This window comes from Sphingomonas sp. Leaf412 (assembly GCF_001425405.1).
Taxonomy (GTDB): Bacteria; Pseudomonadota; Alphaproteobacteria; order Sphingomonadales; family Sphingomonadaceae; genus Sphingomonas.
This window is the reverse complement of record NZ_LMQP01000003.1, coordinates 804,689-817,763: the sequence shown is the minus strand read 5'-3', so window position 1 is coordinate 817,763 and position 13,075 is coordinate 804,689. Positions and strand designations below refer to the sequence as shown.

At 70.3% G+C, this 13,075-nt stretch carries 11 protein-coding genes; 4 read left to right on the top strand and 7 right to left on the bottom strand.

The window, feature by feature from the left end; all coding sequences use genetic code 11:
• Positions 1 to 7 precede the first annotated feature (7 nt).
• Positions 8 to 904 carry an alpha/beta fold hydrolase gene (locus ASG29_RS11055; protein ID WP_055983682.1) on the bottom strand — a complete coding sequence of 299 codons (897 nt, stop codon included), beginning with the start codon at positions 902 to 904 and terminating at the stop codon, positions 8 to 10.
• Positions 905 to 941: 37 nt separating this feature from the next.
• Between ASG29_RS11055 and ASG29_RS11050 the strand changes: the two genes are divergently transcribed.
• The 3 genes from ASG29_RS11050 (at position 942) to ASG29_RS11040 (ending at position 4,791) form a co-directional block, all read left to right on the top strand.
• Positions 942 to 2,300: a protein adenylyltransferase SelO family protein gene (locus ASG29_RS11050; RefSeq protein WP_055983680.1), complete on the top strand. Its 1,359-nt coding sequence runs from the start codon at positions 942 to 944 to the stop codon at positions 2,298 to 2,300.
• 40 nt (positions 2,301 to 2,340) lie between these two features.
• Positions 2,341 to 3,747: a succinylglutamate-semialdehyde dehydrogenase gene (gene astD, locus ASG29_RS11045; protein ID WP_055983678.1), complete on the top strand. Its 1,407-nt coding sequence runs from the start codon at positions 2,341 to 2,343 to the stop codon at positions 3,745 to 3,747.
• 102 nt (positions 3,748 to 3,849) lie between these two features.
• Complete coding sequence (locus ASG29_RS11040) at positions 3,850 to 4,791, top strand: DUF808 domain-containing protein (RefSeq protein WP_055983677.1); 942 nt, start codon at positions 3,850 to 3,852, stop codon at positions 4,789 to 4,791.
• Positions 4,792 to 4,810: 19 nt separating this feature from the next.
• On the opposite strand, the gene ASG29_RS11035 is transcribed toward ASG29_RS11040, so the two are convergent.
• The 4 genes from ASG29_RS11035 to hemB all read right to left on the bottom strand — a co-directional run bounded on the left by ASG29_RS11035 (position 4,811) and on the right by hemB (position 9,117).
• Positions 4,811 to 7,003, bottom strand: coding sequence for a fused MFS/spermidine synthase (locus tag ASG29_RS11035; protein WP_055983675.1), 2,193 nt, complete (start codon positions 7,001 to 7,003; stop codon positions 4,811 to 4,813).
• Positions 7,000 to 7,530 carry a GNAT family N-acetyltransferase gene (locus ASG29_RS11030; protein ID WP_055983673.1) on the bottom strand — a complete coding sequence of 177 codons (531 nt, stop codon included), beginning with the start codon at positions 7,528 to 7,530 and terminating at the stop codon, positions 7,000 to 7,002. The genes ASG29_RS11035 and ASG29_RS11030 overlap by 4 nt, the downstream gene beginning before the upstream one ends.
• A gap of 76 nt (positions 7,531 to 7,606) precedes the next feature.
• On the bottom strand, positions 7,607 to 8,128 hold the full coding sequence (locus ASG29_RS11025) for a GNAT family N-acetyltransferase (RefSeq protein ID WP_055983671.1): 522 nt from the start codon (positions 8,126 to 8,128) through the stop codon (positions 7,607 to 7,609).
• Positions 8,125 to 9,117, bottom strand: a complete 993-nt coding sequence (gene hemB, locus ASG29_RS11020) for a porphobilinogen synthase (RefSeq protein WP_055985471.1) — start codon at positions 9,115 to 9,117, stop codon at positions 8,125 to 8,127. Before hemB ends, ASG29_RS11025 begins: the two co-directional genes overlap by 4 nt.
• A 76-nt stretch (positions 9,118 to 9,193) precedes the next feature.
• Between hemB and ASG29_RS11015 the strand changes: the two genes are divergently transcribed.
• Positions 9,194 to 10,096 (top strand): diacylglycerol/lipid kinase family protein, encoded by a 903-nt coding sequence (locus tag ASG29_RS11015; RefSeq protein ID WP_055983669.1) that lies wholly within the window; start codon positions 9,194 to 9,196, stop codon positions 10,094 to 10,096.
• Between the two features lie 4 nt (positions 10,097 to 10,100).
• Here the strand turns inward: ASG29_RS11015 and ASG29_RS11010 are convergent, their stop codons facing one another.
• Positions 10,101 to 11,606, bottom strand: coding sequence for an MATE family efflux transporter (locus ASG29_RS11010; RefSeq protein WP_082516073.1), 1,506 nt, complete (start codon positions 11,604 to 11,606; stop codon positions 10,101 to 10,103).
• A 330-nt stretch (positions 11,607 to 11,936) separates the two neighbouring features.
• Positions 11,937 to 13,075, bottom strand: a 1,139-nt coding sequence (locus ASG29_RS17060) for a class I tRNA ligase family protein (RefSeq protein WP_162242962.1), incomplete at its 5' end; no start/stop codon positions are given.

The window sequence follows — 13,075 nt, the reverse complement described above, 5'->3', positions numbered from 1 at the left end:
CGCGCCGCTACCTTGCGGGTTCCGCCGCGCGCGTCAGCAGGCGATCGATCGCGGGGCGGACCGCGGGTTCGTCCAGCGTGGGCGCATGGCCGACGCCCGCGACGGTCACGACCTCCCCGTGCGGCAGCACCTGCGCCATGCGGTCCGCGGTGGTGCCCGACAGGATGTCGGACCGCGCGCCGCGCACGACCAGCACGGGCACCGCCGCCAGCAGCGCCAGCGCGCCCCACATGTCCGGCCCCGTCTCCTGCCCCGGCAGGCGGAACGGTTCCGCGATCTTCAGGTCGTAGTCGAGCACGATGCGACCCGCGCCGTTCAGACGGTACAGCCGCTTCGCCATCGCCAGCCAGTCCTCGATCCCCCAGTCGGGATACACATCCCCGTTCGCCTCCCGCATCCCGTGCGCGGCGTGCATCCAGGTCGGGAAGCTGCTCGACTTGCCGACATAGCCGCGGATCCGGCCCAGCCCGGCGGGCTCGATCTCCGGCCCGACGTCGTTCAGCACCGCGCCCGCGATCCGGCCCGGCGCGAGGCCCGCGAGCAGCATCGTGACGATGCCGCCCAGCGAGGTGCCGATCGCGACGAAGCGGTCGATCCCCGCCTCGTCCAGCAATTTCATGACGTCCTGCGCATAGGTCAGCGGGACGTAGGTCATCGGGTCCTTCGCATAGCCGCTGTCGCCGCGGCCGCGGAATTCGACCGACAGGACGCGGTGGCGCGGCGACAGCCGCTGCGCGACCGCGGCGTAATCGCGCGCGTTGCGGGTCAGGCCCGGGAAGCACAGGACGGGCAGCGCGCCCAAGGTGCCGGGATGATCGCGGGCGTGCAGACGGACGCCGTCGGACGACCACCAGTACAGATCGTCCCACGCCTTCGCCCGCCGTTCGTTCGGCTCTGCGGCCATTCTTGTACCTCGCCCGTCGCCGCCCCCATATCGACGCATGCCCGTCCACCCGCAAGCGTATCGCCCCGCCACCGACCTTCTTTCGCTGGGGGACGGTTTCTACGATCCCGTCGCGGCGGCGGACTTTCCCGAAACCCGGCTGCGCTTCCGCAACGACCGCGCGGGGCGGGAGGTGGGGCTGGACACGCTGGACGACCGCGAATGGATCGCGCATTTCGCGCGCTTCGCCCCCCTGCCCGGCACGCTGCCGGGGCCGCTGGCGCTGCGCTATCACGGGCATCAGTTCCGCACCTACAACCCGGACCTCGGCGACGGGCGTGGCTTCACCTTCGCGCAGATGCGCGATCGCCAAGGGCGGTTGATGGACCTGGGCACGAAGGGGTCGGGGACGACGCCGTGGAGCCGGGCGGGCGACGGTCGCCTGACGCTGAAGGGCGGGATGCGCGAGATACTGGCGACCGAGATGCTGGAGGCGCTGGGCGTCCGCACCTCGCGCACGCTGTCGCTGGTGGAGACGGGCGAGGCGCTGGAGCGGGGGGACGAGCCGTCGCCGACGCGGTCCGCGGTGCTGGTCCGGCTGTCGCACTCGCACGTCAGGATCGGGACGTTCCAGCGGCTGGCCTATCATCGCGACGAGGACGGGCTGCGCGCCTTGGTCCGCTACGTCCTCGACCGGCTGTACGGCGAGGCGAGCGACGATCCGGTGCGGCTGCTGGACCTGGTGGTCGAACGCACCGCCCGGCTGGCGGCGTCTTACATGGCGGCGGGGTTCGTCCACGGCGTGCTGAACAGCGACAATATCAACGTCACGGGCGAGAGCTTCGATTACGGCCCGTGGCGGTTCGCGCAGGCGTGGGACCCCGGCTTCACCGCCGCCTATTTCGATCACGCCGGCCTCTACGCCTTCGGTCGCCAGCCCGAGGCGATCCACTGGGACGTCATGCAACTGGCCGTGGCGTTGCGCCCGCTGGTGGAGGCGGAGCCATTGATCGCCGCGCTGGACGGCTTCGCCACCTACTACCAGCCCGCGGTGGCGCGCGCGATCCTGTGGCGGCTGGGACGCACGGGGCGCGACGATGCGGCGGATCGCGCGCTGGTGCAGTTAGTGGAGCGCGCGTTGCGGACGACGGGGGTGTCGATCGACCGCTTCTTCCACGACGCCTTCGCGCAGGACCTTCCCGCCTCCTACGGCCCGGAATGGGCGGAGGTCCGCACCGCCCTATCCCCCTACGCCCCGCGCAAGGCGCGCGACCATGCGCACTGGGCGGGCGAGCCGTGCGGGATGCCGATCGGGGAGGTGGAGGGATTGTGGGCGGCGATCGACCGCGACGACGACTGGACGCCGCTCCATGCGAAGGTCGCGGCGATCCGGGCGATGGGCGCGGCGCTCGCTTAAGCCCCTTCCGCTTTCTGCTGCGCGGAGGCTAAGAGGAGCCATGTCGGAACTGATCTCCTACGAGCCCGCCACCGGCGCGCAGCTGTGGCGCGCACCGACCAGCGACGTGGACCTGGAGGTCGCGACCGCGCGGGACGGCTTCGCGCTGTGGGCGCAGCAGGCGCAGGCCTATCGGATCGAGACGATGCGCCGCTTCGCCAACGTGGTGCGCCAGCGCACCGATGCCTTCGCCGACATCATCGCGCGCGAAACCGGCAAGCCGCTGTGGGAGGCCAGGACCGAGGTCGAGACCGTCATCGCGAAGGTCGACATCTCCGCCAGCGCCTTTTCCGAACGCGCGGGCCAGCGCCGGATGGAGGCGCCGATGCAGAGCCGCATGGCGTTGCGGCACAAGCCGCACGGCGTCCTCGCGGTCCTCGGCCCCTACAACTTTCCCGCGCACCTGCCCAACGGCCATATCGTGCCCGCGCTGATCGCGGGCAATGCGGTGGTGTTCAAGCCGTCGGAAAAGACGCCCGCGTCGGGCGCGTTCCTGGTCGATTGCTATCACGCGGCGGGCGTGCCGGAGGAGGCCGTGCGGCTGGTCGTCGGCGGCGTGGCGGAAGGGCGCGCGCTGGCGGCGCACGACGGGATCGACGGATTGCTGTTCACCGGCTCCGCACGCACGGGTATCGCGCTGAACCGCGCCTTCGCCGAGAAGCCGGAGAAGATCCTGGCGCTGGAGATGGGGGGCAACAATCCCATCATCGTGTGGGACACCCCCGACCTGCACGTCGCCGCGATGCTGGTGATCCAGTCCGCCTTCACCACCGCGGGGCAGCGGTGCACCGCGGCACGGCGGCTGATCGTCGAGGAACGGATCGCCGCCCCGCTGCTGGAGGAGGTCGTGAAGCTGGCCGGACGCCTGATCGTCGGCGCGCCGCACGACGATCCGCAGCCGTTCATGGGCCCGGTGATCGACAACGAGACCGCCGACGGCCTCAGCGAAAGCTTTCTGGCGCTGATGATGAAGGGCGGGCGGCCGCTGCGCCACATGGCGCGGCCCGATCCGTCGCGGCCGTTCCTGACGCCGGGCATCATCGACGTCACCGACCTGACCGACCGGCCCGACATCGAATTGTTCGGGCCGTTGTTGCAGGTGATCCGGACCGACGATTTCGACGCCGCGATCGCGCATGCCAACGACACCCGCTACGGCCTGTCCGCCTCGCTCGTCAGCCAGACGCCCGCCCTGTACGACCGTTTCTGGGCCAATATCCGCGCCGGCATCGTCAACTGGAACAAACCCACCAACGGCGCGTCCTCGTCGCTGCCGTTCGGCGGCATCGGTTGGTCGGGCAATCATCGTCCCAGCGCCTATTACGCCGCGGACTATTGCGCCTATCCGGTGGCGTCGAACGAATCGGAGGCGGCGCGCGCGTCGATCGGGATCGGGCTGGCGGACTGACGGCGCAGACGTCCGTTCGTGCCGAGCATGGTCGAAACACATGCTTCGGGGCATGGCCTTCGACGTCGCTCGGGCGGCAGGACATATTGGGGATCGCACAACATGGCAGGCGGACTGGTCGCGCTTCTTGACGACATCGCGGGCCTGACCCGCCTCGCCGCGGCGAGCCTCGACGACGTCGGGGCTGCGGCGACGAAGGCGGGGGTGAAGGCCGCGGGCGTGGTGGTGGACGATACCGCGGTCACCCCGCGCTACGTCGTCGGCCTGTCGCCGCAGCGCGAACTGCCGATCATCGGCAAGATCGCGCTGGGATCGATCAAGAACAAGGTCCTCTTCCTCCTTCCCGCCGCGCTGCTGCTCAGCGCGTTCGCGCCCTGGGCGGTCACCCCGTTGCTGATGATCGGCGGCGCCTATCTGTGCTTCGAGGGCGCGGAGAAGGTGATCGAGGTCGTGACCGGGCACGGGCACAAGGAGGCGGAGGTCACCACCACCGATCCGGTCGCGCTGGAGCAGGAGAAGGTTTCGGGCGCCGTCCGCACCGATTTCATCCTGTCGGCGGAGATCATGGCGATCGCGCTGGCGGAGGTGGCGGACCGGCCGATCCTGACGCAGGCGGCGACGCTGCTGGTGGTGGCGGTGGCGATCACCGCGGGCGTGTACGGCACCGTGGCGCTGATCGTGAAGGCGGACGACATCGGCCTGCACCTGGCGGAACGACGGTCGAGCGTCGCGCAGGCGATCGGGCGCGGACTGGTGAAGGGCGTGCCCGTGCTGATGAGCGCGCTGGCGGTGATCGGCACCGCCGCGATGATCTGGGTCGGCGGCGGCATCATCACCCACGGTGCGGAGGTGCTGGGCTGGCCCGCGCCCGCGCATGTGATCCACGACGTGTCGGAGGCGATCGGCGGCGCGGTGCCCGGCGTGGGCGGCATATTGGCGTGGATCGCGGCGGCGGCCATGAACGGCCTGGTCGGGCTGGTCGTCGGCAGCGCGATCGCCGCCGTGGTGCATCAGGTGGCGAAGATGCGCGGCGCGGCGCACTGACGCTGCCGAAGGGGCGGGGCTACCATTTCAGCAGCGGCAGGATCGTCGCGTAATCGTCGCTCCACCCGCCGAAATCGCGCGGAGTGCGCAGCGGTTTCCAGTCGGCGCCGTCCAGCTGGACCGTGGCGAACGCCTCCGGATCGCGCGACATCACGATCCATGACGAGCGCGAGGTATCGCGTTCCAGGATCGAGGGCGTGTGGTTCAGGACCATGGCCTGCCAGCCGCCCTCGCGCGCGGCGGTGGCGACGACGGGCGCCAGGTCGATGAAGCGGTTCGAGATGTGGACCGCCAGCAACCCGCGGCGTTGCAGGACGCGGCCGTACACCGCGAACGCCTCGCGCGTCAGCAGGTGCATCGGCACCGCGTCGGACGAGAAGGCGTCGAGCGCCAGCACGTCCAGCGTATCGGCCCCCTGCCGTTCGAGCGACAATCGCGCGTCGCCGATCACGACGTCGGCATCGGGCTGGCAATCGCGCAGGAAGGTGAAGCGCCCGTTCCGCGCCAGATCGACCATCGCGGGATCGATTTCGTAGAAGCGCCAGCGCTGCCGCATCTCCCGATAGCAGGCCAGGGTCCCGGTCCCCAGCCCCACGATCCCGATGCGCGCCGCCGGCCCGTACAGCGCGGGCGCGTCGCGCAGGACGTGGCCGACGCCGGACCCGGGGGTGTAATAGGTCGTCGGCGTCCGTTCGCGCTCCGGCGTTCCGGTCAGTTGCAGCCCGTGGATCGTCGTGCCGTGGACCAGCATGCGCCGTCCGGATTCGATCAGGATCGTGTAGACGCCGAAATAGCTGCGGGTCCGCGCCCCGTCCTCGAACGTCAGCGACAGCGAGCGCAGGCCGCCGAACAGCAGCAGCGAGGTCGTCAGCACCAGCAGGTAGGGCAAGCGCGCGCCGACCGTGACGAGGCCGATCCCCGCGATCAGGATGAAGGACGTGACCGTATAGTGCGACGCGCGCAGCCCGCCCGACGACGCGGCGGTGACGACGACGACGGACAGCAGCACCAGCACCGCGACCGCCAGCGCCGCGATGCGCGATCCGGGACGGCTCCACAGGTCGCGCAGCCCCTGCGTCAGGAACATCTGCGGGACCAGCGCGCCCGCGGCGAGGATCAGGATGGGATATTCCCACGTCCAGTCGAACACGACCGGCGCGATCAACCCCGCGAACACGCCGCCCAGGGCGCCGCCGGTCGACATGGCGAGGTAGAAGCCCGTCAGCCGCGCAGGCTCCGGCCGGATGCGGTACAAGGCGGTGTGCAGCGCCACCGACAGCATGAACAGCAGGATCAGCGCCAGCACGACGCTGAGCCAGGGGGTGGGGTTGAACCCGCCCATCATGATGCCGCCGAACATCAGGATCGTGATCGGCGCGACACGCGTCAGCGTATCCGCCAGCGCGCGATCGGCGGCGAAGGCGACCGAGAAGCTCAGCAGGTACAGCGCGAGCGGCAGGACCCAGATCAACGGCATCGCCAGCAGGTCCGTGCTGATGAAGGTCGACGTCGCCAGCATCATGCCCGACGGGACGAAGCCCAGGAGGATCCACATCGCGATCCGCCCGCGCGACGGCGCCGCATCGGTCGGCGTCTCCACCGCGGCGACATGATCGGCGGGAAGACGCGTGGTGCATGCGACGACGAGCGCGATCAGCGCGACATATCCGGCGCTCCACAGCCAGCGCTGGTGCGTGACCGTCATCAACGGCTCGACCAGCAGGGGGAAGGCCAGCAGCCCCGCGAAACTGCCCAGGTTCGACGCGGCGTACAGGGGATAGGGATCCGCCCCCGGCCGCGCGATCGCGAACCAGCGCTGCATCAGCGGCGCCTGCGCCGACACGGCGAAGAACAACGGCCCGATCGACAGCGCGAACAGGTACGGCACCCACAAGGCGGGTTCCGCCCCGGCGGGCAGGACGCGGTCGGACAGGCCGATCGGCAGGAACAGGCACGCGATCGCCAGCACCGCCAGATGCACCCGCCCCTGCCGCCGCGGCGCCAGCCGGGTCAGGAAATGGGCGTAGGCGTAGCCGCCGAGCAGCAGCGCCTGATACACCAGCATCGCGGAATTCCACACCGCGGGCGCCCCGCCCAGCCGGGGCAGCGCGATCCGCGCGATCATCGGCTGGACCAGGAACAGCAGGAACGACCCCGTCAGGATCGTGACCGCGAACAGGGTGCGGCCGCCCTTCGGCGCGGAAACGGTCAAGCGGGCCTCGCGATGCGATAGAGGACGTGGCGGCGCAACGGATCGCCCGGCGCCAGCGCGGGATGATCGAAGTCGCCGTCCGGATCGTGCGCCATGCCCAGCCGCTCCATGACCGCGCGGCTGCGCGTGTTGGCGGGGACGGTGATGGCGTGGACGTGGTTAACGCCGCGTTGCCATTCCGCCGCCAGCGCGGCCTGCGCCGCCTCGGTGGCGTAGCCGTGCCCCCAGGCCGCGCGCGCGAGGCGCCAGCCGATCTCGGGCAGGTCCGCGATCGCCGTCCCCGCCGGACCGGGCTCCACACCGCAAAAGCCGAGGAACACGCCGTCCTCGCGCCGCTCGATCGCCCAGAAGCAGCGGCCGTAGTCGTCGGCGATCGCATTCTGCTCCGCCACGATGGCCCGGCATCGCTCGATCGTCGATGGCGGGCCCAGGTAGCGCATGACCTCGACGTCCTGCCCCATGGCGTGGAACGGCGCGACATCGGCATCGCGCCAGCGGCGCAGGATCAAGCGGCGGGTCCCGATCATCGCAAGCGGCACCGGGCTGGTGCGCCCGCAAGGGCGGGAGCCCCGCCGTCGCCGGGACACGAGGTGGGTATGGTCCTCACGGCCGCCCGATCCGGTACGTCACGCCGTCGCCCAGCGGGTCGTCGTCCGCGTTGGCGGGGTGCCGGAAATCCAGGTCGGGCAGGTACCGCATCCCCAACCGTTCCATCAGCATGCGGCTGCGCGCGTTGCGGCGGGCGGTGATGGCGTACACCGCATCGTCGGGTCGATTGGCCCAGGCCCAGTCGAGCGCCGCCGCCGCCGCCTCCCGCGCGTACCCCAGCCCCCAGCATGCGCGCACGATCGCCCAGCCGATCTCCAGCCGCCCGTCGACCGGCGTGCCCGCCGCACCGGGTTTCAGCCCGACGTGCCCCACGGTGGCGCCGTCGCCGCGACGCGTGACCGCCAGGAACCCGAGCGGGGCGTAGCCCGCGTGGCGCGCAAGCACCGCCTCCCCCTCCGCGGGCGTCTTCACCGGGCCCAGATCCGCCATCGCGACCGGGTCCGCCCACATCGCGAACAGCGCGGGGCGATCCGCCGCGACGGGCGGGCGCAGCACCAGTCGCGCCGTCTCGATCACCGTCCCAGCAACCGCGCCGCGTGCGCCGCGTGATAGGTCAGCACGCCCGAACAGCCCGCGCGCTTGAACGCCAGCAGCGTCTCCAGCACCATGGCGTCGCGGTCCGCCGCGCCCGCGGCCACCGCCGCCTCGACCATCGCATATTCGCCCGACACCTGATACGCGAACACCGGCACCGCGAACGCGTCCTTCACCCGGCGCACGATGTCGAGATACGGCAGGCCCGGCTTCACCATCACGCTGTCGGCACCCTCCGCCAGGTCCAGCGCGACCTCGCGCAGCGCCTCCTCCGCATTGGCGGGGTCCATCTGGTACGTCGTCTTGTCGCCCTTCAGCAGCCCGCGCGACCCCACGGCGTCGCGGAACGGGCCGTAGAAGGCCGAGGCGTATTTGGCGGCATAGGCCATGATCTGCACATTATGGTGCCCATCCGCCTCCAGCGCGGCGCGGATGGTGCCGACGCGGCCGTCCATCATGTCGCTGGGCGCGATCACGTCCGCGCCCGCGCGCGCCTGGTTCAGCGCCTGCCCGACCAGGACGTCCACCGTCGCATCGTTCATGACGTAGCCCGCCGCGTCGATCAGGCCGTCGTGGCCGTGCGCGGTATAGGGGTCGAGCGCGACGTCGGTCAGCACGCCGATGTCGGGCACCGCGTCCTTGATCGCGCGGATCGCGCGGCACATCAGGTTATCGGGATCCAGCGCCTCCATCCCGTCGTCGCTGCGCTTCTCCCGCGGCGTGTTGGGGAACAGCGCCAGGCACGGGATGCCGAGGTCGCGTGCTTCCTTCGCGCGCGCGACGACCAGGTCGACCGACCAGCGCGACACGTGCGGCAGCGTCGCGATCGGCTCCTCCACCCCCTGCCCCGACGTCACGAACAGCGGCCAGATCAGGTCCGCGGGCGTCAGGACGGTTTCGGCGTGGAGCCGGCGGCTCCACGGCGCGGCGCGCGTGCGGCGCAGGCGAAGGGCGGGGAAGGCGGCGTGCATCCACGGGCTTTCCGACAATCGCATCGGGGGCGCAAGCGTTACGGGGGCGAAACCGTCGCTCGTGCGTTGCGCGCGGATGGACCGGATCAAGACCGCCGCGCTGATCGTCAACGCCAAGTCGCGCAAGGGACGCAAGCTGTTCAAGCGCGCGTGCGAGCGCGTCGCCACCTTGCCGTACGAGGTGGAGGCGCATGCGGTCGACGACCCGAAGCACCTGGATCGCACGGTGAGGCAGGCATTGGCGAAGAAGCCCGACCTCATCATCCTGGGCGGCGGCGACGGGACGGTCAGCGGGCTGGTCGACCTGCTGGTCGGGCATGACGTGATGCTGGGCGTCCTGCCGCTGGGCACCGCCAACAGCTTCTGCCGCACGCTCGGCATTCCGATGGATATCGACGGGGCGTTCGAGGTGCTGCGCACCGGCGCGCCCAAGCGCATCGACCTGGGCATGATCGACAAGGATTATTTCGCCAATTGCGCCGCCATGGGGCTGAGCCCGCAGATCGCGGAGACGGTGCCGCACAATCTGAAGAAGGTGCTGGGCAAGGTCGGCTATCTCGCCTGGGCCACGTACCAGTTCGCGTCGTTCGAGCCGTTCACGCTGATCGTCGACGACGGATCGGGCGAAAAGCGGATGCGCGTCGTGGAGGTCCGCATCTCCAACGGTCCGTATCACGGCGGCACCTGGCTGGTGGACGAGGCGGCGGTGGATTCGGGGAAGATCGTCGTGCAGGCGGTGGTGAACCGCTACAAGCGCGGACTGGTCAAGAACTGGGCCGCCAGCTTCTTCGGGCGGCCCGAGCGGCACCACGACACGGTCAGCTTCGCGGGCACCTCCATCAACGTCGACACCATCCCGCGGCTGCCGATCTCGATCGACGGCGAGGTTCTGGCGCACACCCCGATCACCGCCAAGATCGCCGCGGCGGTGATCGAGGTCATCGCGCCGCGCGAGGAGCCCGTGCGCCCGCCGCTGTAACACCCTACCCCACGGGCTTCACCGTCCCGGCCGGTTCGATATCCGCATGGCTGCGCTCCTCGCAATGCGAATCGGGCGCCAGCAGCGCGCCCTTCCGCCATCCGCCGAACCGATAATAGAGCGCGGCCAGACCGACCGTCGCCGCCGACCCGGCGGGAAAGCTCCACCACAGGGCGTCGACGCCCAGCATCGGGCGGAGCAGAAGCGCGATCCCCAGCCGCACCGGAAACATCGCGAGGAACAGGATCGCCAGCGGGCCCCACACCGCGCCGTTGGCGCGCACGACGCCGAACAGGATCATCGTGCCCCCGAAGAGGATGAAGCCCCAGGTGGCGATGACGTTGATGTGCCGCGCGATCGGCAGCACCGCGCTGTCCGCCGGCACGAACAGCGACAGCAATGCGCGGTCGAACAGCAGCGCGATGGCGACGGTCGCGCCGGTGATCGCGACGTTCAGGAACAGGCCCGCGCGCGTGATGCGCCCGACGCGGTCCCAACGCCCCGCGCCGATATTCTGTGCCGCCATCGCGCTGACCGCCGCGCCGATCGCCATCGCGGGCATCTGGATATAGGTCCAGATCTGCTGCGTGATGCCGTACGCCGCGGTGGTGTCGACGCCGTTGCGGTTGACCAGCCCGACCATCGCCAGCCCCGCGCCCGAAATGACCAGCATCTGCGCGCCGATCGGCAGCCCCTTCGCGGTGATCGTCCGCGCCAGCGCGGCGGAGGGGACGATGTAGCGCACCTCCGCCCCGGTCAGCGACAGCGGCAGGTCGCGGACGCGGATGTAGAGGATCAGCGCGCCGCAGGCGACGACGTTGGCGACGAGCGTCGCGGTCGCGGACCCTGCGATGCCCAGTTCGGGCGCGGGGCCGAGGCCGAGGATGAAGACCGGGTTCAGCGTCGAATCGAGCACCACCGACAACCCCATGAACCACAAGGGCGTCAGCGAATCGCCGATCCCGCGCAGCCCCATGAACATCAGCACCAGCAGCATCGACGCGGGCAGGCCGAGGAAGATGACGCGCAGATACGCCAGCGCCTCGTCATACGCCCGCCCCGGCGTAGCGAGCGCGCGCAGGATCTCTGGCGCGAACACCCATCCCGCGATCGCGGTCACGACCGAGGCGACCAGCACCAGCCCGATCGCGGAGCCGAACGCGCGCTTCGCCGCGTCGACGTCGTGCCGCCCCCACGCCTGTCCCACCATGATCGTCGCGGCCATGCCGAAGCCGAACACGAGGCCGAACATCAGGAACATGATGATATTGGCGTTGCTGGTCGCCGCCAGCGCATCCTCGCCCAGGAAGCGGCCGACCCAGATCGTGTTGATCGAGCCGTTCAGCGATTGCAGGATGTTCGACCCCAGCGTCGGCAGCGCGAAGGCGATCAGCGTCGCGCCGATCGGCCCGGTCGTCAGGTCGCGCTGCCCGGCGTGCGTGTCGCGCGAATGTTGCGAATGTTGCGAATGTTGCGAATGTTGAGGCGCCGGCGTGGTTTCGTCCAACATGCGCGCCGGCTCCGTCTCGTGGGTTCGGCTTCGCTCTGCCACAGGGGACGGGGCGTAGGACAGGGGTTTGGCGATGCGGGCAATCGTCGACCGGATTTGCTCCGTTCGGAAGCGGACGTCGCGCGGAGCCCCTAACCGCGGCCCTGTGTACCCGCGAAGGCGGGTACCCAGTCTGGGCTCCCGCCTTCGCGGGAGCACAAATGGGCTTGGTGGGGAGCGCGGATCGTTTCCCACCAGCGTGCGGCAGGATCAGGAAGGTTTCCGTTCTCGGCAACGTGGATGCCGGGACAAGCCCGGCATGACGAAGCGCGGGGCTCCGGCTCGGCGACCTTACCCCAACCGTGCCAGCGCCGCGGCGAACCGGTCGGCATCCGCCGCCTTCTCCGCATGGTCGGCGCGCGCCTTTTCCACCGCTTCCGGCTTCGCGCGTTCGACGAAGCTGGCGTTGTTGAGGCGTCCGGCCAGCGCATCGCGCTCCTTCTCCGCCGCCGCCTGCGCCTTCGACAGGCGGGTGCGTTCGGCGTCGAGGTCGATCACGCCGTCGAGCGCCAGCGCGAAGGTTTCCGCGCCCCACAGGATCGGCGCGCGCGCGCCCTGCGCCTCGCCCGGCGTGACGGTCACGCGCGCGAGCCGTTCGACATAGGGCGCGATCGTGGCGGGAACGGTGCCGGCGCCTGTGTGCAGCGCGATCTTCGCGCCCGGCGGCACGTTCAGTTCGGCGCGCGCGGTGCGGACCGCCTCGATCAGGTCGATCAGCCGCGCGACCTCCGCCTGCGCCGCCGGATCGAGCGCGCGGGCGTCGGGTTGCGGCCAGCGGCCGACGATCAGGTCGTGCTCGCGGGATGCGAGGGCGTGCCACAATTCCTCGGTGATGAAGGGCATGAAGGGGTGGAGCAGGACGAGGATCTGGTCCAGGACCCAGCCCGCGACCGCCTTCGTCTCGTCGTCGATCGCGCCCTTGATGAGTTCCAGATACCAGTCGCAGAAGCGGCTCCAGACGAACTGGTAGATGGCGTTCGCGGCGGCATCGAAGCGCAGGTCGGCGAGCGCGAGGTCGACAGCCTGCACGCACGCGACCGTCTCCGCCACGATCCATTTGTTGACGGCCAGTGTCGCGGGCGGCGGTTCGAGCGTGTCGGACCCGCCGATGCCGTTCGCCTGCGCGAAGCGGCTGGCGTTCCACAACTTCGTCGCGAAGTTGCGATAGCCCTCGACCCGCTTCTCATCCATCTTGATGTCGCGGCCCTGGCTTTCCATCGCCGCCATGAAGAAGCGCAGCGCGTCGGCGCCGTAGCGGTCGATCAGGCCGAGCGGGTCGACGGTGTTGCCCTTCGACTTCGACATCTTCGCGCCGTCCGCGGCGCGGACGAGGCCGTGGAGGTAGAGCGTGCGGAACGGCACGTCCTGCATGAAGTGCAGCCCCTGCATCATCATGCGAGCGTCCCAGAAGAACAGGATGTCGAAGCCGG